Raw genomic sequence first — 26,845 nt, forward strand, 5'->3', positions numbered from 1 at the left:
CCGATGAAAGCCCACGCCTCACCCTATGGCCAGCGCCTGGTGCGCGGTCAGGCGCCGACCTATGAGCGTTTGCAGGCGCAGTTGGCCGGCGATGGCAGCGACCCCCACGAACAACCGCGCTCGCTGCATTGCGGTTGGGGTCGCCTGCTGATCGGTCACACCTACCCGGACCCCGCCAGCCTTGCCAGTGCGCTGCAAGACGAGCGCCCCGGCGAACGCGATATCGCCCTCTACGTGGCAGCGCCGCAACAAGTGTTGGCCCAGGCGCCTCATCAACTGTTCCTCGACCCTTCCGACACCCTGCGCCTGTGGTTCAGCGACTACCGCCAGGCCCAGCGCGTGTTTCGCGGCTTTCGTATCCGGCGCGCGCAGAGCGACAGCGACTGGCAGGCGATCAACGCCTTGTACCTGGCCCGCGGCATGCTGCCCATTGATCCTGCGCTCCTCACCCCGCGTCACCTGGGAGGGCCGGTGTACTGGCTGGCCGAAGATGAAGACAGCGGCGCGGTGATCGGCAGTGTCATGGGCTTGAACCATGAGAAAGCCTTTGCCGACCCCGAGCACGGCAGCAGCTTGTGGTGCCTGGCGGTAGACCCGCAGTGCACCCGACCCGGTGTCGGCGAAGTACTGGTGCGCCACCTGATCGAGCACTTCATGAGCCGCGGCTTGAGCTGCCTGGACCTCTCGGTGCTGCACGACAACCGCCAGGCCAAGCGCCTGTACGCCAAACTGGGGTTTCGCACCCTGCCCACCTTCGCGGTCAAGCGCAAGAACGGCATCAACCAGCCGCTGTTCCTGGGCCCAGGCCCGGAAGTAGGTCTCAATCCGTATGCCCGGATCATTGTCGAGGAGGCTTACCGACGCGGCATTGATGTGCAGGTCGATGATGCCGATGCCGGGCTGTTCACCCTCAGCCTGGGCGGCCGGCGAATACGCTGCCGCGAATCACTGAGCGACTTGACCAGTGCCGTGAGCATGACCCTGTGCCAGGACAAGAGCCTCACCCACCGAACCCTCAAGCAGGCAGGCCTGCGATTGCCGGCCCAGCAATTGGCGGGCAACGCCGACGATAACCTGGCCTTTCTGGAAGACCACGGCGCGGTGGTGGTCAAGCCGCTGGATGGCGAACAGGGCCAGGGGGTGGCCGTCAACCTGACCACCCTTGAAGAAATCAATCGGGCAGTGGAAAACGCCCGGCGCTTCGACAGCCGCGTGTTGCTCGAAAGCTTCCACCCGGGCCTGGACCTGCGCATCGTGGTCATCGGCTTTGACGTCGTGGCCGCCGCCATTCGCCACCCGGCGCAGGTGGTCGGTGACGGCCAGCTGGCGGTGGGGGCGTTGATCGAAGCGCAAAGCCGCCGGCGCCAGGCCGCCACCGGCGGTGAGAGCCGCATCCCGCTGGACGACGAAACCCAGCGCACCGTGCGCGCCGCCGGCGTCGACTACGACACGGTACTGCCCGCAGGCCAGCGCCTGGCCGTGCGCCGTACTGCCAACCTGCACACCGGCGGCTGCCTGGAAGACGTCACCGAACGCCTGCACCCGGTCCTGGCCGACGCCGCTGTACGGGCTGCCCGTGCCCTGGATATCCCGGTGGTCGGCCTGGACCTGATGGTCGAGGCGGCCGACCAGCCTGAACACGTCTTCATCGAAGCCAACGAACGGGTCGGCCTGGCCAACCATGAACCGCAACCCACCGCCGAACGCTTCGTCGACCTGCTGTTTCCCCACAGCCGGCCGGCCCCATGATCACAGGAGGCCGCATGACTGAAAAAATCCCGGAACCTGACCTCACCTACCTGCAAAAAGTGCTGCTGGAGATGCTCGCCATCCCCAGCCCCACAGGCTTTACCGACACCATCGTGCGCTACGTCGCCGAACGCCTGGAAGAGCTCGGCATTCCCTTTGAACTGACCCGCCGCGGCACCATTCGCGCCACCCTCAAGGGGCGTAAAAGCTCGCCGGACAGGGCCGTTTCCGCCCACCTGGATACCATTGGCGCCAGTGTGCGCGCCATCCAGGACAACGGTCGTCTGTCGCTGGCGCCGGTGGGCTGCTGGTCCAGCCGGTTTGCCGAAGGCAGCCGGGTCAGCGTGTTTACCGACAATGGCGTGCTGCGCGGGAGCGTCCTGCCCTTGATGGCCAGCGGGCATGCCTACAACACCGCCATCGACCAGATGCCGGTGAGCTGGGAACATATTGAATTGCGCCTGGACGCCTACTGCGCCACCCGGGCTGATTGCCAGTCGCTGGGGATAGAGATCGGTGACTTCGTGGCGTTCGACCCGCTGCCGGAGTTCACCGAAAGCGGTCATATCAGCGCCCGTCACCTGGACGACAAGGCGGGCGTGGCCGCGTTGCTGGCCTCGCTCAAGGCGGTGGTCGACAGCGGTGCGCAACCCTTGATCGACTGCCATCCGCTGTTCACCATCACCGAGGAAACCGGCTCCGGTGCCGCAGCCGCCCTGCCCTGGGATGTGAGTGAGTTCGTCGGTATCGACATCGCCCCGGTCGCCCCGGGCCAGCACTCCAGCGAGCATGCGGTCAGTGTGGCAATGCAGGACTCGGCCGGCCCCTATGACTATCACCTGTCCCGCCACTTGCTGAAGCTGGCCCGCGAACATGAGCTACCGGCGCGCCGTGACGTGTTTCGCTATTACTTCAGTGATGCCCATTCAGCGATCACGGCCGGCCACGACATTCGCACCGCGTTGCTGGCCTTCGGTTGCGATGCCACCCACGGCTACGAGCGTACCCACATCGACAGCCTGGCCGCCTTGAGCCGGTTGTTGACCGCCTACCTGCTGAGCCCGCCGGTCTTTGCCAGCGACTCGCACGCTACCGGCAGTTCACTGGAAAGCTTCAGCCACCAGCTGGAACATGACACACAGATGGAAAGCGAAACCCGGGTGCCTGCAGTCGACAGCCTGATTGGCAACAAGCACTAGCGCCTACACAGTCAGGGCAGCTTTGGCGTAGCATACCGCCACATTTCGCCAAACCTGCCCTGCCCATGCTGATCCCCTACGAACAACTGGAAGCCGAAACCCTCACCCGCCTGATCGAGGATTTCGTCACCCGCGACGGCACCGACAACGGTGACGACACCCCACTGGAAACCCGCGTGCTGCGGGTGCGTCAGGCCCTGGCGAAAAAACAGGCATTCATCCTGTTCGACCTCGAAAGCCAGCAATGCCAGCTATTGGCCAAGCACGACGTGCCCAAGGAACTGTTCGACTGACTACTGCTCGGCCTTGGCCTTCTGCGCGGCGATCTGGTGGTAGATTTCCGCCCGGTGTACTTCGACTTGACGGGGTGCGCTGATACCAAAGCGCACCACATTGCCGTCGACCGACAACACCTTGACCTTGATGTGATCGTCTATGGCGATCACTTCGCCTATTTCCCGGCCTATTACCAACATGCTCCGAACCTCCTCTGTGCTGAGAGCTCGGAGACTGCACGGGGTAACTACGCCCTTCAATACTCTGATGAATAATTAGCCTATTCCCACCAAAGCCAGAGATTTTACCTACACATAGCCGGTTTTTTTACACACTCATGCGCTCTGCAGGCGTGGCCCCAACACAATAATGCTGGCACCCAGCACACAGAGCAGCGCGCCGATCCAGTCGCTGCCCAGTGGCCGCCCGCGCTCGATAAAAGCCACCCACAGCAGCGAGGTGACGATGTAGATGCCGCCATAGGCGGCATAGGCCCGCCCGGCATAAGCAGCCTCGACGCGAGTAAGGATCAGCGCGAACAGCGTCAGACTGACCAGCGCAGGGGCGATCCACCAGGCACTCTTGCCCAGCCGCAGCCACAGGTAAAAGCCATAGCAACCGGCGATCTCGAAGATCGCCGCGAGGAAAAACCACAGGTAATTGATCACTTCAGCAATCCAGGCCACTTCAATGCGGCCTAGGGTAACTGATTCCGAAGCCGCAACCGGCTCAAATCACCACCCCAAGGTAGGAGCGGGCTTGCCCCGCGAGACGCCGGTACAGCCAACAAAATGGGTGTTGCCTGAACTGATGATCGCGGGGCAAGCCCGCTTCTACCGGTCCAATCGGCGGGAGGGAACCGCGCTTCGTGCGTGCGGAAGAAAGTGACAAGGCGACTGCTACGCAGCCGATCGCAGCCTCGTTCCTCGGCAGCGGCTACTGCTTGCAGGCCAGGATGGTGTAGCCGCTGGCGACAGCCTGCGATCGGCCGCGAAGCGGTCGCAACCGGCTCAAACCACCACCTCCGGGTAGGAGCGGGCTTGCCCCGCGAGACGCCGGTACAGCCAACAAAATGGGTGTTGCCTGAACTGATGATCGCGGGGCAAGCCCGCTTCTACCGGTCCAATCGGCGGGAGTGAACCGCGCTTCGTGCGTGCGGAAGGAAGTGACAAGGCGACTGCTACGCAGCCTGGAGGCAGCGGCATATCAGGCTAGGCCCTTGTAGCCGCTGGCGATAGCCTGCGATCGGCCGCGAAGCGGTCGCAACCGGCTCAAACCACCACCCCCGGGTAGGAGCGGGCTTGCCCCGCGAAACGCCTCTACAGCCAACAAAATGGGGGGGGGTTGCCTGAACCGATGATCGCGGGGCAAGCCCGCTCCCACCGGTCCAATCGGCGGCTTCAGCCCTGGTTGGGCTTCGCCTTGGCGCGCATCTTCTCGGCCATCACCGCCATCTCGTCATAGAGCCGTTGCGGGTCGCGCTGCTTGAGTTTCCAGGCTTCGCGGCCAAGCTCGTGAGGCAGGATCATGAACGCGCCGGCGGCAACTTGCTGGTAGATGTAATCGGCGATATCGGCAGCCGTGATCGGCGAGCTTTCCAGCAACTTGCCCACCTGGGCCTTCATGGCCGGGGTCGGACCGCGGAATGAGTCGAGCAGGTTGGTCTGGAAGAACGACGGGCACACCACGTGCACCGCCACTTCCTGCTGGCGCAATTCGATCAGCAGGCTTTCAGAGAGGGCCAACACCCCCGCCTTGGCCACGTTGTAGTTGCTCATGGCCGGCCCCTGCATCAGCGCCGCCATCGAGGCGATGTTGATGATCCGCCCCTTGCTGCGTTCCAACAGCGGCAGGAAGGCCTTGCAGCCCTTGACTACACCCATGAGGTTGATCGCGATCTGCCAGTCCCAATCCTCCAGGGACAACTCCGAGAAAAACCCGCCAGCGGCCACCCCGGCGTTGTTGACGATCACGTCGATGCCGCCGAGCTTCTCTTCGCAGGCCTGGGCCAGGGCGGTCAGCTGGCTGTAGTCACGCACATCGCAGCGCTGCACGAAGCCCTGGCCGCCCGCTTCCCTGACCAGCGCCAGGGTTTCTTTCAGGCCTGCCTCGTTGACATCGGCCAATGCCAGTTGCCACCCCTCGCGTGCCCAGCGCAACGCGATCTCACGACCGAGCCCGGAGCCTGCGCCAGTAATCATCATGCGGTTGTGCATAGCGGGACGCCTTGTACTGTTCTGGAAAGTTAGCGCCAGTGTAGCGAAGGCAACGGCCGCACCCACGCTGTATCAGGATGCTGAATAGCCGGGGCAAACAGTGGTGATAACGGTTTATTAAACTTTTCATTGTTGGCAGGAGTCGGAATTTACAGGCGGGCATGAAACGCATGACCGAACACAAGGATTGAACCCAAACGCCTACTCTCTCAAGCCATACAAGGACACTGCCATGGGCACCATACTCATCATCATTCTGATACTGCTGTTGATCGGTGGCTTACCTGTCTTCCCGCACTCCAGAAGTTGGGGTTATGGCCCCTCAGGCATCATTGGTACGGTATTGATCATCCTCTTGATCCTGCTATTGCTCGGCAAAATCTAGGCATTAAAAAAGGCAGCCTCGCGGCTGCCTTTTTTTATTGCGCCCAACTAATCAGTGCGAGACCGCACCGCTGGCACCCAGGCCAGTCTGCGAGCGGACGAACTGCGGGAAGAACAGTGCACGTTCTTCATCAGCCGCCTTGGACTTGTCAGTGATCGAGAAGAACCAGATGCCGGCAAACGCGATGATCATCGAGAACAGCGCCGGGTACTCGTACGGGTAAATGGCTTTCTCGTGACCGAGGATCTGCACCCAGATGGTCGGGCCCAGGATCATCAGCGCCACGGCACTGATCAGACCCATCCAGCCGCCAATCATGGCGCCACGGGTGGTCAGCTTCTTCCAGTACATCGAGAGCAGCAGGACCGGGAAGTTGCAGCTGGCAGCAATCGAGAACGCCAGGCCGACCATGAAGGCGATGTTCTGGCTTTCAAACAGAATGCCCAGACCAATCGCCAGCACGCCCAGGGCGACGGTGGTGATTTTCGAGACGCGGATTTCATCCTTCTCGTTGGCCTTGCCTTTCTTGATCACGCTGGCGTACAGGTCGTGGGACACCGCCGAGGCACCGGCCAGGGTCAGGCCTGCCACTACCGCCAGGATGGTCGCAAACGCTACCGCCGAGATGAAGCCCAGGAACACACTGCCACCCACGGCATCAGCCAGGTGGACCGCCGCCATGTTGTTGCCGCCGATCAGGGCGCCTGCAGCGTCCTTGAAGTCCGGGTTGGTGCTGACCAGCAGGATCGCGCCAAAGCCGATGATGAAGGTCAGGATGTAGAAGTAGCCGATGAAACCGGTGGCATACAGAACGCTCTTGCGTGCTTCCTTGGCGTCGCTGACGGTGAAGAAGCGCATCAGGATATGCGGCAGGCCGGCGGTACCGAACATCAGGGCCAGGCCGAGGGAGAATGCCGAGATCGGATCTTTGACCAGGCCGCCCGGGCTCATGATCGCTTCACCTTTGGGGTGAACCTTGATGGCTTCGGAGAACAGGGCATTGAAGTCGAAGTTGACGTGTTTCATCACCATCAGCGCCATGAAGCTGGCACCGGAGAGCAGCAGTACAGCCTTGATGATCTGTACCCAGGTGGTTGCGAGCATGCCGCCGAACAGCACGTACATGCACATCAGGATACCCACCAGGATCACCGCAACGTGGTAGTCCAGGCCGAACAGCAGCTGGATCAGCTTGCCGGCACCGACCATCTGCGCGATCAGGTAGAACGCCACCACCACCAGCGAGCCCGAGGCCGACAGGGTGCGGATTTCTTTTTGCCCGAGGCGGTAGGAGGCCACATCGGCAAAGGTGTATTTACCCAGGTTGCGCAGGCGTTCGGCGATCAGGAAAAGAATGATCGGCCAGCCGACCAGAAAGCCGATCGAGTAGATCAGGCCGTCGTAGCCAGAGGTGAACACCAGGGCCGAAATACCCAGGAAGGACGCTGCCGACATGTAGTCACCGGCAATCGCCAGACCGTTCTGGAAACCGGTGATGCGGCCGCCAGCGGCATAGTAGTCGGACGCGGACTTGTTGCGTTTGGAAGCCCAGTAGGTGATGCACAGGGTGGCACCGACGAAGGCGACGAACATCAGGATCGCCGCAACGTTCAAGGGCTGCTTGTGCACCTCGCCGGTGAGGGCGTCGGCGGCCCAGACGGCGGGTGCAAAAATGCCGAAGGCCAGAGTTGCCAGAAGACGCCGGATCATTGCTGTGCCTCCTTGAGGATCGCTTTGTTCATCTCATCGAACTCACCGTTGGCGCGACGTACATAAATCGCAGTGAGCACAAAGGCCGAGAGAATCAAACCGACACCCAGGGGAATGCCCCAGGTCACGGAAGACTCGGGGCTGAGCTTGGTACCCAGGAGTTGCGGGCCATAGGCGATCAACAGGATGAAAGCAGAGTAGAGACCGAGCATGATCGCCGAGAGAATCCAGGCGAAACGTTCGCGCTTTGAAACCAGCTCCTTGAACCGCGGGCTGTTTTGTATCGATAGATAAATGCTGTCGTTCATTGTTTTTGTCCTCGCAGCACAGATTAGGTAGAACCCACTCCACTTTATGCTGCCTTTGGACGCGCTCCAGACGACCTTAGTCTTAGATGCAACAGTGTTTTACCAAATCGGTAACAGCCTTGAACGACAAGGGCCGCAGCATCGTTTCGGATGCTGCGGCCCTGGAAGGTGCCAGATAGAGGCTTTAAGCCATTATTTAGCCGTCCACTCGGCGACGCGATCCGGGTGCTTGGCTACCCAATCCTTGGCGGCGGCTTCGGGTTTTGCGCCCTCTTGAATGGCCAACATGACCTCACCGATTTCATCCTTGGACTGCCACTGGAACTTCTTCAGGAACTCGGCGACCTCCGGTGCCTTGGTTGCCAGTTCCTTGCTGCCGATGCTGTTGACGGTTTCGGCGGCGCCATAAACGCCTTTCGGGTCTTCGAGGAAACGCAACTTCCACTTGGCGAACATCCAGTGCGGCACCCAGCCGGTAACGGCGATGGACTGTTGCTTGGCATAGGCACGTCCCAACTCCGAGGTCATGGCCGCGCCGGAACTGGCCTGGAGCTTGTAGCCGCTGAGGTCGTAGTCCTTGATGGCCTGGTCGGTCTTGAGCATGACGCCGGAGCCGGCATCAATACCGACGATCTTCTTCTTGAAAGTGTCATCGCTCTTGAGGTCGGCCAGCGACTGCGCCTTGACGTACTCGGGGACGATCAGGCCGATCTTGGCGTCCTTGAAGTTGGGGCCATAGTCGACCACGTTGCTTTGGTTCTTGGTCCAGTACTCGCCATGTGTCACGGGCAGCCAGGCCGAGAGCATGGCATCGAGCTTGCCGGTGGCGACCCCCTGCCACATGATTCCGGTGGCCACGGCCTGCAGTTTGACGTCATAACCGAGCTTCTGTCTGATCACTTCGGCGGCTACGTTGGTGGTCGCCACACTGTCGGACCAGCCATCGACGTAGCCGATGCTAACTTCCTTGGCCATCGCCTGCCCCACACCGATCGCCATTGCCAGGGCGGTACCCACCCCCAGGAGTCGTCGCATTTTCATCAAAGCTTCCCCTCGTCACGTCACGGAAGCCCCATCATCAACCTCGGGTGGCTGCCGACCTGCTCTGACAACGACGTCGAACCAGCGAGAAACGACATCACATAGCCAGCAACGCTTATCGTTACATCAGGCAACATCCGCGCCGGGATCTTTGCACGCCGAGGCGTTGGCCGGCGCCAATTGCAGGTAGTATTGCCGGCTTTGCCCCTGACGGTCCGATCCATGTCCTCGACTGCCCGCTTCCCGCTGCTGCCCTATCTGTTTGCCTGCCTGCTAGGCCTCCTGGCACTGGCCGGGCTGTGGTACGGCCTGGGCAAACCGGTGGTGCTGGCGGATGCGGCCAGTGCCACGCACAAACTGCAATGTGCGTCCTACACCCCGTTCGACAAGGACCAATCGCCTTTCGACCAGCCTTTCCAGCTGCGTCCGGCACGCATGGATGCGGACTTCGCCCTGCTTGCCCAGCGCTTCGAGTGCGTGCGGACCTATTCGATGACAGGCCTTGAGGCGATTCCCGAGCTTGCGCGCAAGCATGGCCTGAAAGTCATGCTCGGTGCCTGGGTCAACGCCAACCCGGTCGACACCCAGAAAGAGGTCAAGGCCTTGATCGCCGCCGCCAATGCCAACCCGGATGTGGTCAAGGCGGTGATCGTCGGTAACGAAGTCCTGCTGCGCAAGGAAGTCACCGGCCCGCAACTGGCCAGCCTGATCGCCCAGGTAAAAAGCCAGGTCAACGTACCGGTGACCTACGCCGATGTCTGGGAATTCTGGTTGCAGTATCCAGAGATCGCCCCGGCCGTGGACTTCCTGACCATTCATCTGCTGCCCTACTGGGAAGATGATCCGCGGGGCATCGACGACGCCTTGCAGCATGTCGGCGAGATTCGCCAGGTGTTCGGCAACCGCTTTGCTCCCAAGGACATCGTCATCGGTGAAACCGGCTGGCCGAGTGAAGGCCGCCAGCGTGAAACCGCCCTGCCCAGCCCGGTCAACGAAGCGCGCTTTATCCGTGGTTTTGTCGCCATGGCCGAGCAGCACGGCTGGCACTACAACCTGATCGAAGCCTTCGACCAGCCCTGGAAGCGCGCCAGCGAAGGCGCCGTGGGCGGCTATTGGGGGCTGTACGACGCCGACCGCCAGGACAAGGGCATTCTCGAAGGGCCAGTGAGCAACCTGCCGCTGTGGCCGCAATGGCTGGCCGCCTGTGGCGTGCTGTTTGTCGCCACCCTGTTGCTGGCAGGGCGTGTACGCAGCACCCGGGCGGCCCTGCTCCTGCCGCTGCTGGCGGCACTGGGCGCAGCAAGCCTGGGCTTGTGGGGCGAACTGGTGCGCATCAACAGCCGCTTTGCCGGGGAATGGCTCTGGGCCGTGCTGCTGGCCGGACTGAACCTGATCGTACTGGCCCACGGTGCCCTGGCGCTGTCCGCACGTGAGGGCTGGCGTGAGCGGGCTTTCGCCTGGCTCGAAGCGCATGCGGGCTGGTGGCTGGCTGGCGCAGGCTTTGCCGCTGCGGTGAGCATGCTGGCGCTGGTGTTCGACCCGCGTTACCGCAGTTTCCCGAGTGCGGCGCTGGTGCTGCCGGCGGTGGTTTACCTGCTGCGCCCGGTGAAGGCACCACGTCCTGAAATAGGCCTGCTGACCTTCATCGTCGGTGCCGGGATTGCGCCGCAGCTGTTCCAGGAAGGGTTGAGCAACCAACAGGCGCTGGTGTGGGCGGGAGTCAGTGTCTTGATGGTCGGGGCGTTGTGGCGAGCCTGTAGGAGCGGGCTTGCCCCACGATCCCGATCGGCCTGACACACACTACGCGGGGCAAGCCCGCGCCTACCGGCGCACCAGCCGCAAGCCCGCCAGCACCACGGCAAACACCGCCAGGCTTGCGCTGTACAACACCAGTGCCGGAATCCCGAACACCAGCGCCAGCACCGCCACTCGCCGGCCGATCCGGGCGGGTATCACCTGCGCCAGCAACGCCAGGATCAATGCAGACCAGGCAATGACCCTGAAGTGAATCAACAAGCCCAGCGTCGAGCGGGCCTGGCATTGCCATAGCTGCGCCTGCTCGACACAGGTGCCGACCCACTGGGCATCTTCCATCAGCCCATAGCGCACCCCATAGCTTGCCGCCAGCCACATCGGCAGGCACAGCAGCAACAGGACCAGCGGCAAGCGGTGGGACATGACACACTCCGGAGTCGTCGAAATCGGCGCCCAGCATAATGGCCCGGGCCGTCTATGCAAGGCAAAAGCGCGAACCTCGGCTACTTTGAACTGAAGATAAATGGAACCAATTGTTGCCGTACTGCGGCCGCAAACGGCACCATCTGGGACGATAAATGCCGGAGCGCCAGGCAACTTTGCAAGGGACACGATGGTCCTAGCCTGCGTAACGCACTTTGCTGCTGCTTTTTTGGGGATTCGTGATGCTTCGATTACTGCGCCTTGCTGCCCTTTCCGGCGGCCTTTTCTTGAGTGCGTCCGCTTCGGCGCTGGATATCGACGCTGCCAGCTACGGCTACCCACTGACCAATCCCTTCGAGGCCACCATCGCCACGACACCGCCGGAATTGCGCCCGGAGCTGCCCAGCGACGATGACATCGACCAGTCCGACTACAGCCTGAACATGCGTCCGGAGCGCGGCTTCAAGCTTCCGGACAATTTCTGGGCCGTGAAGCAGCTCAAATACCGCCTGGCCGAACAGGACCACCCGGCACCGCTGATTTTCCTCATTGCCGGTACCGGTGCGCCCTACTCCAGCAGCATCAACGAATACCTCAAGAAGCTGTTCTACAAGGCCGGCTACCACGTGGTGCAGTTGTCGTCGCCCACCAGCTTCGACTTCATCATCTCGGCGTCACGCTTCGCCACACCCGGCGTGAGCCGTGAAGATGCCGAAGACCTGTACCGGGTCATGCAGGGTGTACGTGCCCAGCACCCGCGCCTGCCGGTGACCGAGTACTACCTCAGCGGCTATAGCCTCGGTGCCCTGGACGCGGCGTTTGTCAGCCACCTGGACGAAACCCGGCGCAGCTTCAACTTCAAGCGTGTGCTGCTGCTCAACCCACCGGTCAACCTCTACACCTCGGTCAGCAACCTCGACAAACTGGTGCAGACCGAGGTCAAGGGCGTCAACAGCAGCACCACCTTCTACGAGCTGGTACTGACCAAGCTGACCCGCTATTTCCAGCAGAAAGGCTACATCGACCTCAACGACGCCTTGCTCTATGACTTCCAGCAATCTCGCCAGCACCTGACCAACGAACAGATGGCCATGGTCATCGGCACCTCGTTCCGCTTCTCGGCAGCCGACATCGCCTTTACCTCCGACCTGGTCAACCGCCGCGGGCTGATCACCCCGCCCAAGTACCCGATCACCGAAAGCAGCAGCCTCACTCCGTTCTTCAAACGTGCGCTGCAATGCGACTTCGATTGCTACCTGACCGAGCAGGTGATCCCCATGTGGCGCGCCCGTACCGACGGCGGCAGCCTCTTGCAACTGGTCGACCAGGTCAGCCTGTATGCACTCAAGGATTACCTGCAGACCAGCTCGAAGATTGCCGTGATGCACAATGCCGACGACGTCATCCTCGGGCCTGGCGACCTTGGTTTCCTTCGCAGCACCTTTGGCGATCGCTTGACCGTTTACCCACACGGCGGCCATTGCGGCAACCTCAACTACCGCGTCAACAGCGACGCCATGCTGGAGTTCTTCCGTGGTTAAACGTCTTCTGCTTGTTTCTGCATTACTGGCCAGCGCACTGGCCCAGGCGGACGAAACCGCACCGCGCGCCAGTGTTGTCGAGGCCGATGGCTTCACCGAGCCGCTCAAGGAGCTCAAATTCAACCCCGGTCTCAACCAGCGTGAGTTCGAGCGCTCGACCCTGGCTGCGCTTAACGTCTACGACCCCTTCGAGCCGATGAACCGCAGGCTCTACCACTTCAACTACCGCTTCGACCAATGGGTCTTCCTGCCAGTGGTCAACGGCTACCGCTATGTCACCCCGTCGTTTGTGCGCACCGGCGTGAGTAACTTCTTCAGCAACCTCGCTGACGTACCCAACCTGCTCAACAGCCTGTTGCAGCTCAAGGGCCAGCGCTCGATGGAGATCACCGCACGGCTGTTGCTCAACACCACCATCGGAGTGGGCGGCCTGTGGGATCCGGCGACCAAGATGGGGTTGCCCTACCAGGCCGAAGACTTTGGCCAGACCCTGGGCTATTACGGCGTGCCTGAAGGCCCTTACCTGATGCTGCCGATCCTGGGGCCGTCGAACCTGCGCGATACCGGGGGGTTGGCCGTGGATTTCGTCGCCGAGGACCAGATCAACTTCCTCAATGTGGCCGAAGTCAGCCGCGACCATCCGGAAATCGTTGTCCTGCGGGCGGTCGACAAGCGCTACACCACCCGCTTCCGCTATGGCCAGTTGAATTCGCCGTTCGAGTACGAAAAGGTACGTTACGTCTATACCGAGGCGCGCAAGCTGCAAATCGCGGAGTAGTGAACGATCGCGGGGCCAACCCGTTCCTACAGGAGCGGGCTGGCCCCGCGCTACGCTGTTACACCCCCAAAAAGCTGCACAACTCCCGGCGCTTGGCCAGGGCGTCCCGCCGCCCCAGCTCGATCAACTCACTGCAATAGCCCGCCTCGAACAGCAAGTAGCTCAGCACTCCGGCACCGCTGGTCTTGGTCGCCCCCGGCCCGCGCAGGAACAGGCGCAAGGCCGCAGGCAGGTCGCGGCGATGACGGGCGGCGATCTCGTCCAGCGGCTGGCTGGGCGCAACCACCAGCACGTCCACCGGCGCCAGGCCCAGGCGCCTACGCTCCAGGTGCTCGGGCATCAGGTGACTCAGGTGATTGAGCCGCTGCAGCAGCTCGATGTCGTCTTCCAGGCTGTCGATGAAAGTGCTGTTGAGCATGTGCCCGCCGATCTGTGCCAGGCTCGGTTGCTGGCCGCTGTAGATGCGCGCTCGCGGGCCGCCCTCGGTTGGCCGTTGCGGGTTGCCACTGACACCGACCACCAGCACCCGACTGGCCCCCAGGTGCAACGCCGGGCTGATCGGCGCCGACTGACGCACTGCACCGTCCCCGAAGTACTCCTCCCCCAGCTTGATCGGCGCAAACAGCAATGGAATCGCCGAACTGGCCAGCAGGTGCTCGACGCTCAAGCGAGTAGGCAGGCCGATGCGCCGGTGACGCAGCCAGGGGTCGATGGCGCCCTTGCCCTGAAAGAACGTCACCGCCTGGCCAGACTCATAGCCAAAGGCGGTCACCGCCACGGCGTGCAAGCGCTGCTGCTCGATGGCGTGGGCAATGCCGCTCAAGTCCAGGTGTTCATTGAGCAGGTGGCGCAGGGGGGAGCTGTCGAGCAGCGCTACCGGCACCGGCGCGCCCAACCCCAGCAGGCTGTGGCCGACGAAGCGACTGGCCTGGCGAATGACCCCGGGCCAGTCGCTGCGCAGCACCTGGTGGCTGCGAAAGCCCTGCCAGAAGCTGGTCAGGCGCCGGACCGCGTCGCCAAAGTGCATCGCACCGCTGGCCAGGGTCACTGCATTGATGGCGCCGGCCGAGGTGCCGACGATGACCGGAAAGGGGTTGGCAGCGCCGGGGGGCAGCAGGTCGGCAATGCCGGCCAGCACACCGACCTGGTAGGCGGCGCGGGCGCCACCGCCAGAGAGGATCAAGCCGGTGATCGGTGCTGACATAGAACGGGGCCCCTTCCTGAGAGTTGTGGCGCTAGCTTCAGCGCCGCTTGGCGTAGAGCTTCGGCGCCCCCGGCGGCCTCGATTTGAAGCGCCGGTGTGCCCACAGGTACTGCTCCGGGCACTCGCGCAGGGACACTTCGATCCACTGATTGATCCGCAGGCAGTCGGCTTCTTCGGTCTCGCCGGGGAAGTCCTGCAGCGGCGGATGAATCACCAACCGATAGCCGCTGCCATCCGCCAGGCGCTGCTGGGTGAACGGAATCACTCGGGCCTTGCCCAGGCGCGCGAATTTGGTGGTAGCGGTCACCGTGGCCGCCTGGATACCGAACAGCGGCACGAACAGGCTCTGCTTGGCGCCGTAGTCCTGGTCGGGTGCGTACCAGATGGCGCGCCCGCTGCGCAGCAGCTTGAGCATGCCGCGCACGTCTTCACGCTCCACCGCCAGCGAATCGAGGTTGTGGCGCTCGCGACCGCGGCGCTGGATGAAGTCGAACACCGGGTTGCCGTGCTCGCGGTACATGCCGTCGATGGTGTGTTCCTGCCCGAGCAGGGCCGCGCCGATTTCCAGGGTGGTGAAATGCAGGGCCATGAGGATGGCCCCCTGGCCATCACGCTGGGCGGCCTGCAGATGCTCCAGCCCTTCGATGTGCGCCAGGCGCGCCAGGCGGGCCTTTGGCCACCACCAACTCATGGCCATTTCAAAGAAGGCGATGCCGGTGGAGGCAAAATTTTCCTTGAGCAAACGCTTTCGCTCGACGGACGGTAGCTCAGGGAAGCACAGCTCCAGGTTGCGCGCGGCAATGTACCGGCGCTCACCGGCGACGCGGTACATCAAGGCACCCAAGACACGGCCGATCACCAGCAATACCCGGTACGGCAGCTGCACGATCAGCCACAGCAGCCCAAGGCCCAGCCACAGCGGCCAGAAGCGTGGGTGCAGAAAATAAGGACGAAAACGCGGGCGATCCATTAAAGATTCCGGAAAGACAAGGGCCGGGCATTCTACAACGGTTCGGCACGGGTTGCGGCTAACCGGCGTTCTCGTTATAAGTCTGGGCACTTTTTCGTAACAAGCCGCCCAATGCAGACCATGAGCCCAACTCAATCGCCAGACTCCGCCCCCGTGTTCCAGCTCAAGGGCAGCATGCTTGCCATTACTGTGCTCGAGCTGGCGCAGAACAACCTTGAAGGCCTCGACCGACAATTGGCGGCCAAGGTCGCCCAGGCGCCCAACTTCTTCAGCAATACCCCGCTGGTACTGGCCCTGGACAAGCTTCCGGCCGGCGAAGGCGCGGTTGATCTGCCCGGGCTGATGCGCATCTGCCGCCACCATGGCCTGCGTACCCTGGCCATTCGCGCCAGCCGCATCGAAGACATCGCCGCAGCCATCGCCATCGACCTGCCCGTGCTCCCGCCCTCCGGCGCCCGCGAGCGCCCGGTGGAGCCGGAACCGGAGGTGAAAAAGCCCGAGCCTGCGCCTGCGCCTGCCCCGCCGCCACCGCCGCCTGAACCTGCAATCAGGCCGACCAAGATCATTACCACCCCCGTGCGCGGTGGCCAGCAGATCTACGCCCAGGGCGGCGACCTGGTGGTGGTGTCGTCGGTCAGCCCCGGCGCGGAACTTCTCGCCGATGGCAACATCCATGTGTACGGTGCAATGCGTGGACGGGCGCTGGCCGGGATCAAGGGCAATACCCGGGCACGGATCTTCTGCCAGCAACTCACCGCCGAAATGGTCTCGATCGCCGGGCAATACAAGGTCTCCGAAGACCTGCGCCGCGATCCGCTGTGGGGGACCGGAGTGCAGATCAGCCTGTCCGGTGACGTGTTGAACATCACCCGTCTTTAACGGATACTGCCGCCATTTTCCGCGCAATTTTTTCACGATTGCCGATTTTTGTATTTTTGGGACTCGACGTCCTTTTTCATTAGGGGTGAAACACCTTGGCCAAGATTCTCGTGGTTACATCCGGCAAGGGTGGTGTGGGTAAGACCACCACCAGCGCCGCTATTGGTACCGGCCTCGCACTGCGCGGCCACAAGACTGTCATCGTCGACTTCGACGTCGGCCTGCGTAACCTCGACCTGATCATGGGCTGCGAACGCCGCGTGGTGTACGACTTCGTCAACGTGGTCAATGGCGAAGCCAACCTGCAACAGGCCCTGATCAAGGACAAGCGCCTTGAGAACCTGTACGTACTGGCCGCCAGCCAGACCCGCGACAAAGACGCGCTGACCCAGGAAGGCGTGGAAAAAGTCCTCATGCAGCTCAAGGAAGACTTCGAGTTCGTGGTCTGCGACTCCCCTGCCGGCATCGAGAAAGGTGCTCACCTGGCGATGTACTTCGCCGACGAAGCCATCGTCGTGACCAACCCGGAAGTCTCCTCGGTACGTGACTCGGACCGCATGCTGGGCCTGCTGGCGAGCAAGTCGCGCCGCGCCGAGCGCAACGAAGACCCGATCAAGGAACACCTGCTGATCACCCGCTATCATCCAGAGCGCGTGAGCCAGGGCGAAATGCTGGGCGTCGAAGACGTCAAGGAAATCCTCTCGGTCGCCCTGCTGGGCGTGATCCCTGAATCCCAGGCGGTGCTCAAGGCATCCAACCAGGGCGTTCCGGTGATCCTCGATGACCAGAGCGACGCAGGCCAGGCCTATAGCGACACCGTTGACCGCCTTCTGGGCAAAAATGTGGAACATCGGTTCCTTGATGTGAAGAAGAAGGGATTCTTCGAGCGCCTGTTTGGAGGCAACTGACCAATGAACCTTTTTGACTTCTTTCGTGCCAGCAAAAAAGTAAGCACCGCGTCGGTCGCGAAAGAGCGTCTACAGATCATCGTGGCGCACGAACGCGGCCAACGCAGTACGCCGGACTACCTGCCAGCCTTGCAGAAGGAACTGGTGGAGGTGATCCGCAAGTACGTCAACATCGGCTCCGATGATGTGCAGGTCGCTCTGGAAAACCAGGGCAGCTGCTCGATCCTGGAACTCAACATCACCCTGCCCGATCGTTGATCGGCGCCTACGGGTAACCTGCCACGGCGTGTAGGAGCGGGCTTGCCCCGCGATAGCGATGTCATTGAAGCATCGCTATCGCGGGGCAAGCCCGCTCCCACACGCCGTTGGCGTTTGCAGAGAACACGCAATGCCGCTGTCCAATGTTCATATCCTGTTCGAGGATGACGCCGTCCTCGTGGTCAACAAGCCGACCCTCCTGCTCTCGGTGCCGGGGCGCGCCGACGACAACAAGGACTGCCTGATCACCCGACTGCAGGAAAACGGCTATCCCGACGCCCTGATCGTCCATCGGCTGGATTGGGAAACCTCGGGGATCATCCTCCTGGCCCGTGATGCCGACAGTCACCGCGAGCTGTCCCGCCAGTTCCACGACCGTGAAACCGAGAAGGCCTATACCGCCTTGTGCTGGGGCCAGCCGGAACTGGACAGCGGCAGCATCGACCTGCCCCTGCGCTACGACCCGCCAACCAAGCCACGCCATGTGGTCGACCATGAGCAAGGCAAGCATGCCCTGACCTTCTGGCGCATCCTGGAGCGTTGTGGCGACCATTGCCGGGTAGAGCTGACGCCGATCACCGGCCGCTCGCACCAGTTGCGCGTGCATATGCTGTCGATCGGGCATCCGCTGCTCGGTGACCGCCTGTATGCCTACCCCGAAGCACTGGCCGCCCACGAGCGCCTGTGCCTGCATGCGAGCATGCTCAGCTTTACCCACCCGGTTTCCGGTGAGCGTCTGCGCTTTGAGTGTGCGGCGCCGTTTTGACGGCGCAGTGGCAAGCTGCAAGCTGCAGGCGTCAAGCAGTAGCGCCGTCTCTTGCAGCTTGCAGCTTGTCGCTCACCCGCTAAAATGCCGCCACTGCTGTCTGGAGTGACCTATGCGCGATGCACTGAATCAAGGCCTGATCGACTTTCTCAAGGCTTCCCCTACGCCCTTCCACGCCACCGCCGCCCTGGCCCAGCGCCTGGAAGCTGCCGGTTACCAGCGCCTGGACGAACGCGACAGTTGGGCCACCGTGTCCGGCGGTCGCTACTACCTGACCCGCAACGACTCCTCGATCATCGCTTTCAAGCTCGGCCGTCATTCGCCGCTGCTCGATGGCATCCGCCTGGTCGGCGCCCACACCGACAGCCCGTGCCTGCGGGTCAAGCCGCAGCCCGAGCTGCAGCGCCACGGTTTCTGGCAACTGGGCGTCGAAGTCTATGGCGGCGCCCTGCTGGCCCCATGGTTCGACCGCGACCTGTCCCTGGCCGGGCGTGTGACCTTCCGGCGCGACGGCAAGGTTGAAAGCCAGCTGGTCGACTTCAAGCTGCCGATTGCGGTGATCCCGAACCTTGCGATCCACCTCAACCGCACCGCCAACGAAGGCTGGGCGATCAATCCGCAGACCGAGCTGCCGCCGATCCTGGCCCAGGTGGCCGGTGACGAACGCGTCGACTTCCGCGCGCTGCTGACCGACCAACTGGCCCGCGAGCACGGCCTGAACGCCGATGTGGTACTCGATTACGAGCTGAGCTTCTACGACACCCAGAGCGCTGCCATGATCGGCCTGCACGGTGAGTTCATTGCCGGCGCACGCCTGGATAACCTGCTGTCCTGCTATGCCGGCCTGCAGGCCCTGCTCAATGCCGACAGCGACGAAACCTGCGTACTGGTGTGCAACGACCATGAAGAAGTCGGCTCCAGCTCGGCCTGCGGTGCCGATGGCCCGATGCTCGAGCAGACCCTGCGCCGCCTGCTCCCCGACGGTGACGACTTCGTCCGCGCCATCCAGCGCTCGCTGCTGGTCTCGGCCGACAACGCCCATGGCGTTCACCCCAACTATGCCGACAAGCATGACGGCAACCACGGCCCCAAGCTCAATGCCGGCCCGGTGATCAAGGTCAACAACAACCAGCGCTACGCCACCAACAGCGAAACCGCCGGTTTCTTCCGCCACCTGTGCATGGCCGAAGAAGTACCGGTGCAGAGTTTCGTGGTACGCAGCGACATGGGCTGCGGCTCGACCATCGGCCCGATCACCGCCAGCCACCTGGGTGTGCGCACCGTGGACATCGGCCTGCCGACCTTCGCCATGCACTCGATCCGCGAGCTGTGCGGCAGCCATGACCTGGCGCATCTGGTGAAGGTGCTGACGGCGTTCTATCGCAGTCGCGACCTGCCTTGACGGTGGGGTGTCATCGCTGGCTTGCCAGCGATGACGCCTGCACCGGCAAGCGACCTGACCCCGGTCAAGCCCCCTCCCACTGTTTCCCGCTATGCTTGCTCCATAACTGTCAGATCCAAGGACCTTGCCGCATGTCAGCTTTCCAATCCCTGTTCCTTCCGGTCATCGCCGGCCTGATCCTGCTGACCGTGGGTTTCAACATGCGCGACCGCAATATCGGCGTGTTCATGATGTGGATCGGTACCCTCGGGATGATCGGGATCATGTGCTGGAAGATCCTCGAGAAACTCAACTGACAAATACACTACACTCGGGCGATTGATCGTTTTGAGGTTGATTGTCCGGTGCCTGTCTTCTTCCGCGTTTTAACCCTGTTCCTGGCGTTTTTCATCGTGGCGCCCGCGCACGCCGCCGGCCTGCCGAGCCTACTCGGTGGCAGCAAGGCGCAGCCCGAGGCCACCGAACCGCTGGCACAGTCGCTGGATGAAGTGATCAAGTCGCTGGAAAACGACCAGCAGCGGGCCAAGCTGCTGGCCGACCTGAAAAAGCTGCGCGACAGCACCAAGCAGGCGCAACCCAGCGCCGAGCAGGGCGTACTCGGCCTGATCGGCTCGACCTTCGGCGAACTCGAAAAGCAGTTCAGTGGTGAGGCAAGCCCCTTCAACCGCTGGACCCGCGAGATGGAACTGGCCCGGATCGAGCTCGATGCGCGCATGGTTCCCTTGCACGAATGGCCACCCATTCTGTTCGGCTTCGCCGCCATCATTGCCATCTGGAGCCTGGTGGCCTACGCCCTGAACTGGGTCAGTCATCAGGTGCGGCTGCGCTTTGGCCTCACTGAGGAATTGCCGCAACATCCTCGCACCTGGGACCTGGTGCGTTTCGCTTTGCGCAAGCTCGGGCCGTGGCTGGTGGCACTGGTCATCACCGTTTACCTGAGCTTCGCCCTGCCCCCGTCACTGGGCAAGTCGATGGCCATGGTGCTGGCTTATGCACTAATGGTCGGCACCTGTTTCTCGGCCATCTGTGTCATTGCCTTCTCGCTGCTCGACGGCCCTCATCGCCACCGTGCCCTGCATATTCTTCGCCACCAGGCGTTTCGCCCGTTGTGGCTGATCGGCAGCTTCGCCGCCTTCGGCGAGGCGATGAACGACCCGCGCATGGCCAGCACCCTGGGCGATCACCTGGCCCATACCCTGGCGACTTTGGCCAACATTCTTGCCGGGCTGTCTTCCGGCCTGTTCATCCTGCGTTTCCGCCGCCCGATTGCCCACCTGATCCGCAACCAGCCGCTGTCCCGGCGCCTGACGCGCCGGGCCTTGAGTGACACCATCGAAATCCTCGGCACCTTCTGGTACTTGCCTGCCCTGGTACTGGTAGGGATCTCGCTCTTCGCCACCTTTGTCTCCGCCGGCGACACCAGCACCGCCTTGCGCCAGTCCTTGATGTGCACGGTGCTGCTGATCCTGTGCATGGTCATCAACGGCCTGGTGCGCCGCCACGGGCTCAAGCCCCTGCGCGCCCATCGCCGTCATGCCGTGTATGGCGAACGCTTGCGCAACTTCGGCTACACCCTGGTGCACATGGCTATCTGGCTGGTGTTCATCGAACTGGGGCTGCGGGTCTGGGGCCTGTCGCTGATCACCTTTGCAGAGGGCGAAGGCCATGAAGTGGCGGTGCGCCTGTTCGGCCTGGCCGGCACCCTGATCGCCGCCTGGCTGGTGTGGATTCTCGCCGACACGGCGGTGCACCACGCCCTGACCCGCTCACGCAAAGGCCTGGCCAACACCCGCGCACAGACCATGATGCCGCTGATCCGCAACGTGCTGTTCGTGACCATTTTCATCATTGCGGTGATTGTCGCCCTGGCCAACATGGGCATGAACGTCACCCCGCTGCTGGCCGGTGCCGGCGTGATCGGCCTGGCGATCGGCTTTGGCGCCCAGTCACTGGTGGCCGACCTGATCACCGGCCTGTTCATCATCATCGAAGACTCCCTGGCCATCGACGACTATGTCGATGTCGGCGGCCACCTGGGCACGGTCGAAGGCCTGACCATCCGCACGGTACGCCTGCGCGATATCGACGGTATCGTCCACACCATCCCGTTCAGTGAAATCAAGAGCATCAAGAACTACTCCCGCGAGTTCGGCTACGCCATCTTCCGCGTGGCCATCCCCCACAGCATGAACATCGACCAGGCCATCACCTTGATCCGCGACGTCGCGCAAAAGCTGCGCAACGATCCGTTGATGCGCCGCATTATCTGGTCGCCGCTGGAGCTGCAGGGGGTGGAGAGTTTCGAGTCAGGCTCGGCCGTTTTACGGGCCCGCTTCAAGACCGCACCTATCCGTCAATGGGAAGTGTCGCGGGCGTTCAACCTGGCCCTCAAGCGTCAGCTCGATGAAGCCGGGCTGGACTTGGCTACGCCACGCCTGAGCGTGCAAGTGATCACCGCCGGCGCCGGCACCCCGTTCAGCGAGGCCGAGGCCAAGGCCTAGCCCGCCTGGGCCTTGATACGGATCGCGTCGTGGCGCCAGTACTCCAGGTCGCAGTCGATCAACCGGCCCTGTTGATCACTGTTGACCCGGGAGATGTGCAGCCCCGGGTTGCCCGTAGAAACCTTGAGCACCGTGGCCGCTGCCAGCGGCAACGCCGTGGGCAGAATCTCGAAACGTACCCGGCCGTAGTGGATTGCATAGTGCCGTGCGTACAGCTCGGTCAACGACTGGCTCAAGTCATGGTCGAGAATGCCGGGGAAATACTCAGGGTTGAGGTAATGCTCGGCATACAGCACCGCGCGCCCGTCGATACGCCGCAGGCGGCAGATCTGGATCACGCTCGACAACGGCGATAGCTGCAAGCGCGCGCACACCGACGCCGCCGCCGGCTGCAGGCGCGCCGACACCAGCTCGGTACTGGCCTCGCGCCCCTGGGCACGCACCATCGCATGGAAATGACTGCGCTCGTTCAGGTCGTACGTGAGCCGCTCCGGCGCCACGAACCAGCCGCGCCGATCCTCCCGGTAGATCAGCCCGCGTGCCTCCAACTGCACCAGCGCCTCACGCAGGGTGATGCGCGTGGTATCGAACACCTCACTGAGTTTGCGCTCGGCTGGCAGCTTGCAGCCGGGCAGCAGAAGGCCATGCTCGATCTGCTCCTGCAGGGCATGGCAAATAGCTGTTACTGCTCGGGGGGGCAGTGGCTGCATGAAAGGTTACCTATCTGGACTAGTCCAGCACCGAAAGCGCACCCAAATGGCGCCTACAGGGCTTTGAGAATAGAGCAAGCCTAGGCACTACAGATGAATGCCAGATGACAGCCAGGGTGGTCTACGCTTGATTTTCAGGGGCGCAGCCCCTGGCCGGGGGCCCGCTTGGACATCAAATTGTCATGCACCACGCCTACCTTGGCTCAGGTATTGCTGACCTAGACCAACCGAATCGCAATTACGTTCAACACCACCATTCGCGTTTTGCAAGGCACCCACCAAGGAGCTTCGGATGAAACAGCTTTTTCTGGCGTCACTGCTAGGTTCGACCATCGCCCTGTGTACGTCGGCCATGGCCGCCGACACCGATCTCAAGGCCCTGGAGGACGCCGCCCGTAAAGAGGGTGCCGTCAACAGCGTGGGCATGCCCGATGCCTGGGCCAACTGGAAAGGTACCTGGGAGGACCTGGCGAAAAAATACGGCCTCAAGCACATGGACACCGACATGAGTTCGGCCCAGGAAGTGGCCAAGTTCGACGCCGAGAAAGACAACGCCAGTGCCGACATCGGTGACGTGGGCGCCGCCTTCGGCCCGATTGCCGTGGCCAAGGGCGTGACCCAGCCGTACAAGCCCAGCACCTGGGACCAGGTGCCTGGCTGGGCCAAGGACAAGGACGGCCACTGGGCCCTGGCCTATACCGGCACCATCGCCTTCATCATCAACAAACAGTTGGTAAAAGAAGCCGATATGCCCAAGACCTGGCATGACCTGGAAAAAGGCAAGTACAAGGTCGCCATCGGTGACGTCGGCACGGCCGCCCAGGCCGCCAACGGGGTGCTGGCCGCCGCCATCGCCTACAAGGGCGACGAGAAGAACATCGAGCCGGGGCTCCAGCTGTTCACCAAACTGGCCCAGCAAAAACGCCTGTCGCTGGCCAACCCGACCATCCAGACCCTGGAGAAGGGTGAAATCGAGGTGGGCGTAGTCTGGGACTTCAACGGCCTGAGCTACCGCCAGCAGATCGACCCGAGCCGCTTTGAAGTGCTGATTCCTTCCGATGGCTCGGTGATCTCCGGCTACACCACCATCATCAACAAATACGCCAAGCACCCCAATGCCGCCAAGCTGACCCGCGAGTACATCTTCAGCGATGCCGGGCAGACCAACCTCGCCATCGGCCACGCCCGCCCGATCCGCGCCGAGCACCTGAAACTGCCGGCCGAAGTACAGGCCAAGCTGCTGCCCAACGAGCAGTACAAAGCCGTGCAGCCGATCAAGGATGCCGCTGCCTGGGAAGCGACTTCCAAGAAGCTGCCGCAGATGTGGCAGGAGCAAGTGATCATCGAGATGGAGTAAGCCTGATCGCCGGGCCAGCCCGACCCAGGCAGGAGCGGGCTGGCCCGGCGACAGCTTCCCCCCCTGCCCGGAGTCACCATGAACCACAACGTCATCCTGGTCCTGCTCGATGGTCTCAATCATCAGGTGGCCCACCACGCCATGGGCCACCTGCATGCCTATGTCGAAGCCGACCGCGCCGCCCTGTACCGCCTGGAATGCGAGTTGCCGGCGCTTTCGCGTCCGCTCTACGAATGCATTCTCACCGGTGTCCCCCCCATCGACAGCGGCATCGTGCACAACAACGTGACCCGCCTGTCCAACCAGCGCAGCATCTTCCACTACGCCCGCGAAGCCGGCCTGGGCACGGCGGCAGCGGCCTATCACTGGGTCAGCGAGCTGTACAACCGCTCACCCTTCGACCCGCTGCGCGACCGCCACACCCATGTCCCCAAGCTGCCGATCCAGCACGGCCTGTTCTACTACGCCGACCACTACCCCGACTCACACCTGTTCGCCGATGCCGAGTACCTGCGCAGGCGTCATGCACCCAACTTTCTGCTGGTGCACCCGATGAACATCGACGACGCCGGCCACCGCCACGGCCTGGACAGCAGCCAGTACCGCAACAGCGCCCGCAGCGCCGATATCCTGCTGGCCGACTACCTGCACAGTTGGCTGCAAGAGGGTTATCAGGTGCTGGTGACCGCCGACCACGGCATGAACAACGACCGCTCGCACAATGGCCTGCTGGCCGAGGAGCGCGAAGTCCCCTTGTTCGTGTTCGGCGAGGCCTTCAGCCTCGATCCGGCCGCCAAGCCCCTGCAGACCGAACTGTGCGGGACGATCTGCGAGTTGCTCGGCGTGCCCCACGACAAACCGGTATGCCGGGAGCTGCTCAAGTGAACTCGATCAAACGCACACGATGGCTGGCATTGCTGTTCCTGCTGCCATTTGCGCTGTTTTTCATCATTTTCCAGATTGCCCCACTGGCCTGGGTGGCGATTCACAGCCTGCAGGCCGAAAGCGGCTGGGGCCTGGACAACTTCAGCAAGGTATTCAGCTCCAGGTTCTACCACCAGGCCATCCAGCACAGCCTTGAAATCAGTTTCTGGTCGAGTGTGTTCGGCATCCTGATCGCCATTCTCGGCAGCTACTCCCTGCGCAAGGTCGACTCGCGCCTGCGCGACTTCGTCAACGCCTTTGCCAACATGACCAGCAACTTCGCCGGCGTGCCGCTGGCCTTCGCCTTCATCATCCTGCTCGGCTTCAACGGCGCATTGACCCTGCTGCTGAAGCAGGCCGGGATCATCGAAGACTTCAACCTCTACTCAAAAACCGGGCTGATCATTCTCTACACCTATTTCCAGATTCCCCTGGGCGTACTGCTGCTCTACCCCGCCTTCGACGCCCTGCGCGAAGACTGGCGCGAGTCGGCTGAACTGCTCGGCGCCAATGCCTGGCATTACTGGCGGCATATCGGCCTGCCGGTGCTGGCCCCGGCCCTGCTCGGCACCTTCGTGATCCTCCTGGCCAATGCGCTGGGCGCCTATGCCACGGTGTATGCCCTGACCACGGGCAATTTCAACGTGCTACCCATCCGTATTGCCGCACTGGTAGCCGGCGACATTTCCCTGGACCCGAACCTGGCCAGCGCCATGGCAATGATCCTGGTGGGGCTGATGACCCTGGTGACCGTCATCCATCAATGGCTGTTGAAGAGGAGCTACCATGTCGCGCGCTGAAACGGGCACGGCCCACCTCTACCATCGCCTGATGGTGTACCTGCTGTTTCTGATCCTGCTGTTGCCACTGGCCGGCACCCTGCTCTATTCCCTGGCCACCAGCTGGTCGGCGAGCCTGCTGCCCAGCGGCCTGACCTTCAAGTGGTACCTGGCGCTGTGGAGCGACCCGCGCTTCCTGGCGGCCTTCGGCCAATCGCTGCTGGTGTGCGTCGGTGCACTGCTGCTCTCGGTGCTGCTGATCCTGCCGCTGCTGTTCGTGGTCCACTACCACTTTCCGCGGCTCGATGCGCTCATGAACATCCTCATCCTGCTGCCCTTTGCAGTGCCGCCGGTGGTGTCGTCGGTCGGCCTGCTGCAGTTGTATGGCTCCGGCCCGATGGCCATGGTCGGCACCCCGTGGATTCTGATCGGTTGCTACTTCACCGTGGCCCTGCCGTTCATGTACCGGGCCATCACCAACAACCTGCAGGCGATCAACCTGCGCGACCTGATGGACGCGGCCCAACTGCTGGGTGCCAGCACCTTCCAGGCTGCGTTTCTGGTGGTGCTGCCCAACCTGCGCAAGGGCTTGCTGGTGGCCTTGCTGTTGTCGTTTTCGTTTCTGTTCGGCGAGTTCGTATTCGCCAACCTGCTGGTCGGTACCCGCTACGAGACCCTGCAGGTGTACCTGAACAACATGCGCAACAGCAGCGGCCACTTCAACAGCGCCCTGGTGATTTCCTATTTCCTCTTCGTGCTGTTACTGACCTGGGCAGCCAACCGCCTGAACAAGGACAAGTCCTGAT

At 62.6% G+C, this 26,845-nt stretch carries 28 protein-coding genes; 18 read left to right on the forward strand and 10 right to left on the reverse strand.

The window, feature by feature from the left end:
• Window positions 1-3 precede the first annotated feature (3 nt).
• From ngg to U9R80_RS20480, 3 genes are all read left to right on the forward strand, one after another.
• A complete protein-coding gene (gene ngg / locus U9R80_RS20470) occupies window positions 4-1,749 on the forward strand; it encodes an N-acetylglutaminylglutamine synthetase (protein WP_301839349.1) in 1,746 nt (581 codons plus the stop codon).
• A 14-nt stretch (window positions 1,750-1,763) separates the two neighbouring features.
• Entirely contained in the window at window positions 1,764-2,948 is a 1,185-nt protein-coding gene (locus tag U9R80_RS20475; protein WP_301839348.1) for an osmoprotectant NAGGN system M42 family peptidase, read from the forward strand.
• Window positions 2,949-3,013: 65 nt separating this feature from the next.
• Entirely contained in the window at window positions 3,014-3,241 is a 228-nt protein-coding gene (locus tag U9R80_RS20480; protein WP_028943652.1) for a YheU family protein, read from the forward strand.
• On the opposite strand, the gene csrA is transcribed toward U9R80_RS20480, so the two are convergent.
• The 3 genes from csrA to U9R80_RS20495 all read right to left on the reverse strand — a co-directional run bounded on the left by csrA (window position 3,242) and on the right by U9R80_RS20495 (window position 5,440).
• The gene (gene csrA, locus U9R80_RS20485; RefSeq protein WP_301839347.1) at window positions 3,242-3,424 is read right to left on the reverse strand and encodes a carbon storage regulator CsrA; all 183 of its coding nucleotides are present in this window, start codon (window positions 3,422-3,424) and stop codon (window positions 3,242-3,244) included.
• Window positions 3,425-3,559: 135 nt separating this feature from the next.
• On the reverse strand, window positions 3,560-3,892 hold the full coding sequence (locus tag U9R80_RS20490; RefSeq protein WP_301839346.1) for a YnfA family protein: 333 nt from the start codon (window positions 3,890-3,892) through the stop codon (window positions 3,560-3,562).
• 732 nt (window positions 3,893-4,624) lie between these two features.
• Entirely contained in the window at window positions 4,625-5,440 is an 816-nt protein-coding gene (locus tag U9R80_RS20495) for an SDR family oxidoreductase (RefSeq protein ID WP_301839345.1), read from the reverse strand.
• Between the two features lie 232 nt (window positions 5,441-5,672).
• Between U9R80_RS20495 and U9R80_RS20500 the strand changes: the two genes are divergently transcribed.
• The gene (locus U9R80_RS20500) at window positions 5,673-5,825 is read left to right on the forward strand and encodes a DUF3309 family protein (RefSeq protein ID WP_010224169.1); all 153 of its coding nucleotides are present in this window, start codon (window positions 5,673-5,675) and stop codon (window positions 5,823-5,825) included.
• 51 nt (window positions 5,826-5,876) lie between these two features.
• Here the strand turns inward: U9R80_RS20500 and U9R80_RS20505 are convergent, their stop codons facing one another.
• The 3 genes from U9R80_RS20505 to U9R80_RS20515 form a co-directional block, all read right to left on the reverse strand.
• Window positions 5,877-7,535 (reverse strand): cation acetate symporter, encoded by a 1,659-nt coding sequence (locus tag U9R80_RS20505; protein WP_301839344.1) that lies wholly within the window; start codon window positions 7,533-7,535, stop codon window positions 5,877-5,879.
• Entirely contained in the window at window positions 7,532-7,843 is a 312-nt protein-coding gene (locus U9R80_RS20510; RefSeq protein ID WP_301839343.1) for a DUF485 domain-containing protein, read from the reverse strand. The genes U9R80_RS20505 and U9R80_RS20510 overlap by 4 nt, the downstream gene beginning before the upstream one ends.
• 192 nt (window positions 7,844-8,035) lie before the next feature.
• Window positions 8,036-8,884, reverse strand: a complete 849-nt coding sequence (locus U9R80_RS20515; protein ID WP_301839342.1) for a glycine betaine ABC transporter substrate-binding protein — start codon at window positions 8,882-8,884, stop codon at window positions 8,036-8,038.
• 222 nt (window positions 8,885-9,106) lie between these two features.
• Here U9R80_RS20515 and U9R80_RS20520 point away from each other — a divergent pair, with 222 nt between their 5' ends.
• Window positions 9,107-10,678, forward strand: a complete 1,572-nt coding sequence (locus U9R80_RS20520; protein ID WP_301839341.1) for a glycoside hydrolase family 17 protein — start codon at window positions 9,107-9,109, stop codon at window positions 10,676-10,678.
• Between the two features lie 27 nt (window positions 10,679-10,705).
• Here U9R80_RS20520 and U9R80_RS20525 read toward each other — a convergent pair whose 3' ends face one another.
• Entirely contained in the window at window positions 10,706-11,062 is a 357-nt protein-coding gene (locus tag U9R80_RS20525; protein ID WP_301839340.1) for a hypothetical protein, read from the reverse strand.
• A gap of 242 nt (window positions 11,063-11,304) precedes the next feature.
• Here U9R80_RS20525 and U9R80_RS20530 point away from each other — a divergent pair, with 242 nt between their 5' ends.
• Window positions 11,305-12,603, forward strand: a complete 1,299-nt coding sequence (locus tag U9R80_RS20530) for a serine/threonine protein kinase (protein ID WP_324803772.1) — start codon at window positions 11,305-11,307, stop codon at window positions 12,601-12,603.
• Window positions 12,596-13,381, forward strand: coding sequence for an MlaA family lipoprotein (locus U9R80_RS20535; protein ID WP_301839338.1), 786 nt, complete (start codon window positions 12,596-12,598; stop codon window positions 13,379-13,381). The genes U9R80_RS20530 and U9R80_RS20535 overlap by 8 nt, the downstream gene beginning before the upstream one ends.
• 58 nt (window positions 13,382-13,439) lie before the next feature.
• Here the strand turns inward: U9R80_RS20535 and U9R80_RS20540 are convergent, their stop codons facing one another.
• Both U9R80_RS20540 and U9R80_RS20545 read right to left on the reverse strand, forming a co-directional pair.
• A complete protein-coding gene (locus U9R80_RS20540; protein ID WP_301839337.1) occupies window positions 13,440-14,585 on the reverse strand; it encodes a patatin-like phospholipase family protein in 1,146 nt (381 codons plus the stop codon).
• Between the two features lie 37 nt (window positions 14,586-14,622).
• Window positions 14,623-15,555, reverse strand: coding sequence for a lipid A biosynthesis lauroyl acyltransferase (locus tag U9R80_RS20545; RefSeq protein WP_301839336.1), 933 nt, complete (start codon window positions 15,553-15,555; stop codon window positions 14,623-14,625).
• A gap of 111 nt (window positions 15,556-15,666) precedes the next feature.
• Here U9R80_RS20545 and minC point away from each other — a divergent pair, with 111 nt between their 5' ends.
• From minC to U9R80_RS20580, 7 genes are all read left to right on the forward strand, one after another.
• Window positions 15,667-16,434: a septum site-determining protein MinC gene (gene minC / locus U9R80_RS20550; RefSeq protein WP_301839335.1), complete on the forward strand. Its 768-nt coding sequence runs from the start codon at window positions 15,667-15,669 to the stop codon at window positions 16,432-16,434.
• A 95-nt stretch (window positions 16,435-16,529) separates the two neighbouring features.
• A complete protein-coding gene (minD, locus tag U9R80_RS20555; RefSeq protein WP_028943638.1) occupies window positions 16,530-17,342 on the forward strand; it encodes a septum site-determining protein MinD in 813 nt (270 codons plus the stop codon).
• A gap of 3 nt (window positions 17,343-17,345) precedes the next feature.
• Complete coding sequence (gene minE, locus U9R80_RS20560) at window positions 17,346-17,600, forward strand: cell division topological specificity factor MinE (protein WP_010224188.1); 255 nt, start codon at window positions 17,346-17,348, stop codon at window positions 17,598-17,600.
• Between the two features lie 130 nt (window positions 17,601-17,730).
• The gene (locus tag U9R80_RS20565) at window positions 17,731-18,366 is read left to right on the forward strand and encodes an RluA family pseudouridine synthase (RefSeq protein WP_301839334.1); all 636 of its coding nucleotides are present in this window, start codon (window positions 17,731-17,733) and stop codon (window positions 18,364-18,366) included.
• A gap of 112 nt (window positions 18,367-18,478) precedes the next feature.
• The gene (locus U9R80_RS20570) at window positions 18,479-19,768 is read left to right on the forward strand and encodes a M18 family aminopeptidase (RefSeq protein WP_301839333.1); all 1,290 of its coding nucleotides are present in this window, start codon (window positions 18,479-18,481) and stop codon (window positions 19,766-19,768) included.
• Window positions 19,769-19,899: 131 nt separating this feature from the next.
• Window positions 19,900-20,064 (forward strand): hypothetical protein, encoded by a 165-nt coding sequence (locus U9R80_RS20575; protein WP_167332108.1) that lies wholly within the window; start codon window positions 19,900-19,902, stop codon window positions 20,062-20,064.
• 48 nt (window positions 20,065-20,112) lie between these two features.
• Window positions 20,113-22,269, forward strand: coding sequence for a mechanosensitive ion channel family protein (locus tag U9R80_RS20580; protein ID WP_442964917.1), 2,157 nt, complete (start codon window positions 20,113-20,115; stop codon window positions 22,267-22,269).
• Here the strand turns inward: U9R80_RS20580 and phnR are convergent.
• Entirely contained in the window at window positions 22,266-22,979 is a 714-nt protein-coding gene (gene phnR / locus U9R80_RS20585) for a phosphonate utilization transcriptional regulator PhnR (protein ID WP_301839332.1), read from the reverse strand. The genes U9R80_RS20580 and phnR overlap by 4 nt on opposite strands.
• Window positions 22,980-23,271: 292 nt before the next feature.
• On the opposite strand from phnR, the gene U9R80_RS20590 reads away from it, so the two are divergent.
• The 4 genes from U9R80_RS20590 (at window position 23,272) to U9R80_RS20605 (ending at window position 26,844) form a co-directional block, all read left to right on the forward strand.
• Entirely contained in the window at window positions 23,272-24,336 is a 1,065-nt protein-coding gene (locus U9R80_RS20590) for an ABC transporter substrate-binding protein (protein WP_301839331.1), read from the forward strand.
• A 78-nt stretch (window positions 24,337-24,414) separates the two neighbouring features.
• Window positions 24,415-25,221: an alkaline phosphatase family protein gene (locus U9R80_RS20595; protein ID WP_301839330.1), complete on the forward strand. Its 807-nt coding sequence runs from the start codon at window positions 24,415-24,417 to the stop codon at window positions 25,219-25,221.
• Complete coding sequence (locus tag U9R80_RS20600) at window positions 25,200-26,060, forward strand: ABC transporter permease (RefSeq protein WP_442964918.1); 861 nt, start codon at window positions 25,200-25,202, stop codon at window positions 26,058-26,060. Before U9R80_RS20595 ends, U9R80_RS20600 begins: the two co-directional genes overlap by 22 nt.
• Window positions 26,047-26,844 (forward strand): ABC transporter permease, encoded by a 798-nt coding sequence (locus tag U9R80_RS20605; protein ID WP_301839327.1) that lies wholly within the window; start codon window positions 26,047-26,049, stop codon window positions 26,842-26,844. The genes U9R80_RS20600 and U9R80_RS20605 overlap by 14 nt, the downstream gene beginning before the upstream one ends.
• Window position 26,845 lies beyond the last annotated feature (1 nt).

The organism is Pseudomonas sp. JQ170C (genome assembly GCF_035581345.1).
Taxonomy (GTDB): domain Bacteria; phylum Pseudomonadota; class Gammaproteobacteria; order Pseudomonadales; family Pseudomonadaceae; genus Aquipseudomonas.

Excerpts from the sequence above, each read along its gene's own strand:
- U9R80_RS20540 (WP_301839337.1), bottom strand. The coding sequence starts at position 14,585 with ATGTCAGCACCGATCACCGGCTTGATCCTCTCTGGCGGTGGCGCCCGC.
- U9R80_RS20605 (WP_301839327.1), top strand. The coding sequence starts at position 26,047 with ATGTCGCGCGCTGAAACGGGCACGGCCCACCTCTACCATCGCCTGATG.
- U9R80_RS20515 (WP_301839342.1), bottom strand. The coding sequence starts at position 8,884 with ATGAAAATGCGACGACTCCTGGGGGTGGGTACCGCCCTGGCAATGGCG.
- phnR (WP_301839332.1), bottom strand. The coding sequence starts at position 22,979 with ATGCAGCCACTGCCCCCCCGAGCAGTAACAGCTATTTGCCATGCCCTG.
- U9R80_RS20570 (WP_301839333.1), top strand. The coding sequence starts at position 18,479 with ATGCGCGATGCACTGAATCAAGGCCTGATCGACTTTCTCAAGGCTTCC.
- U9R80_RS20520 (WP_301839341.1), top strand. The coding sequence starts at position 9,107 with ATGTCCTCGACTGCCCGCTTCCCGCTGCTGCCCTATCTGTTTGCCTGC.
- U9R80_RS20590 (WP_301839331.1), top strand. The coding sequence starts at position 23,272 with ATGAAACAGCTTTTTCTGGCGTCACTGCTAGGTTCGACCATCGCCCTG.
- U9R80_RS20600 (WP_442964918.1), top strand. The coding sequence starts at position 25,200 with ATGCCGGGAGCTGCTCAAGTGAACTCGATCAAACGCACACGATGGCTG.
- U9R80_RS20545 (WP_301839336.1), bottom strand. The coding sequence starts at position 15,555 with ATGGATCGCCCGCGTTTTCGTCCTTATTTTCTGCACCCACGCTTCTGG.
- U9R80_RS20595 (WP_301839330.1), top strand. The coding sequence starts at position 24,415 with ATGAACCACAACGTCATCCTGGTCCTGCTCGATGGTCTCAATCATCAG.
- U9R80_RS20500 (WP_010224169.1), top strand. The coding sequence starts at position 5,673 with ATGGGCACCATACTCATCATCATTCTGATACTGCTGTTGATCGGTGGC.
- U9R80_RS20510 (WP_301839343.1), bottom strand. The coding sequence starts at position 7,843 with ATGAACGACAGCATTTATCTATCGATACAAAACAGCCCGCGGTTCAAG.
- U9R80_RS20475 (WP_301839348.1), top strand. The coding sequence starts at position 1,764 with ATGACTGAAAAAATCCCGGAACCTGACCTCACCTACCTGCAAAAAGTG.
- minE (WP_010224188.1), top strand. The coding sequence starts at position 17,346 with ATGAACCTTTTTGACTTCTTTCGTGCCAGCAAAAAAGTAAGCACCGCG.
- U9R80_RS20480 (WP_028943652.1), top strand. The coding sequence starts at position 3,014 with ATGCTGATCCCCTACGAACAACTGGAAGCCGAAACCCTCACCCGCCTG.
- U9R80_RS20575 (WP_167332108.1), top strand. The coding sequence starts at position 19,900 with ATGTCAGCTTTCCAATCCCTGTTCCTTCCGGTCATCGCCGGCCTGATC.
- ngg (WP_301839349.1), top strand. The coding sequence starts at position 4 with ATGAAAGCCCACGCCTCACCCTATGGCCAGCGCCTGGTGCGCGGTCAG.
- minC (WP_301839335.1), top strand. The coding sequence starts at position 15,667 with ATGCAGACCATGAGCCCAACTCAATCGCCAGACTCCGCCCCCGTGTTC.
- csrA (WP_301839347.1), bottom strand. The coding sequence starts at position 3,424 with ATGTTGGTAATAGGCCGGGAAATAGGCGAAGTGATCGCCATAGACGAT.
- U9R80_RS20565 (WP_301839334.1), top strand. The coding sequence starts at position 17,731 with ATGCCGCTGTCCAATGTTCATATCCTGTTCGAGGATGACGCCGTCCTC.
- U9R80_RS20505 (WP_301839344.1), bottom strand. The coding sequence starts at position 7,535 with ATGATCCGGCGTCTTCTGGCAACTCTGGCCTTCGGCATTTTTGCACCC.
- U9R80_RS20525 (WP_301839340.1), bottom strand. The coding sequence starts at position 11,062 with ATGTCCCACCGCTTGCCGCTGGTCCTGTTGCTGCTGTGCCTGCCGATG.
- U9R80_RS20530 (WP_324803772.1), top strand. The coding sequence starts at position 11,305 with ATGCTTCGATTACTGCGCCTTGCTGCCCTTTCCGGCGGCCTTTTCTTG.
- U9R80_RS20495 (WP_301839345.1), bottom strand. The coding sequence starts at position 5,440 with ATGCACAACCGCATGATGATTACTGGCGCAGGCTCCGGGCTCGGTCGT.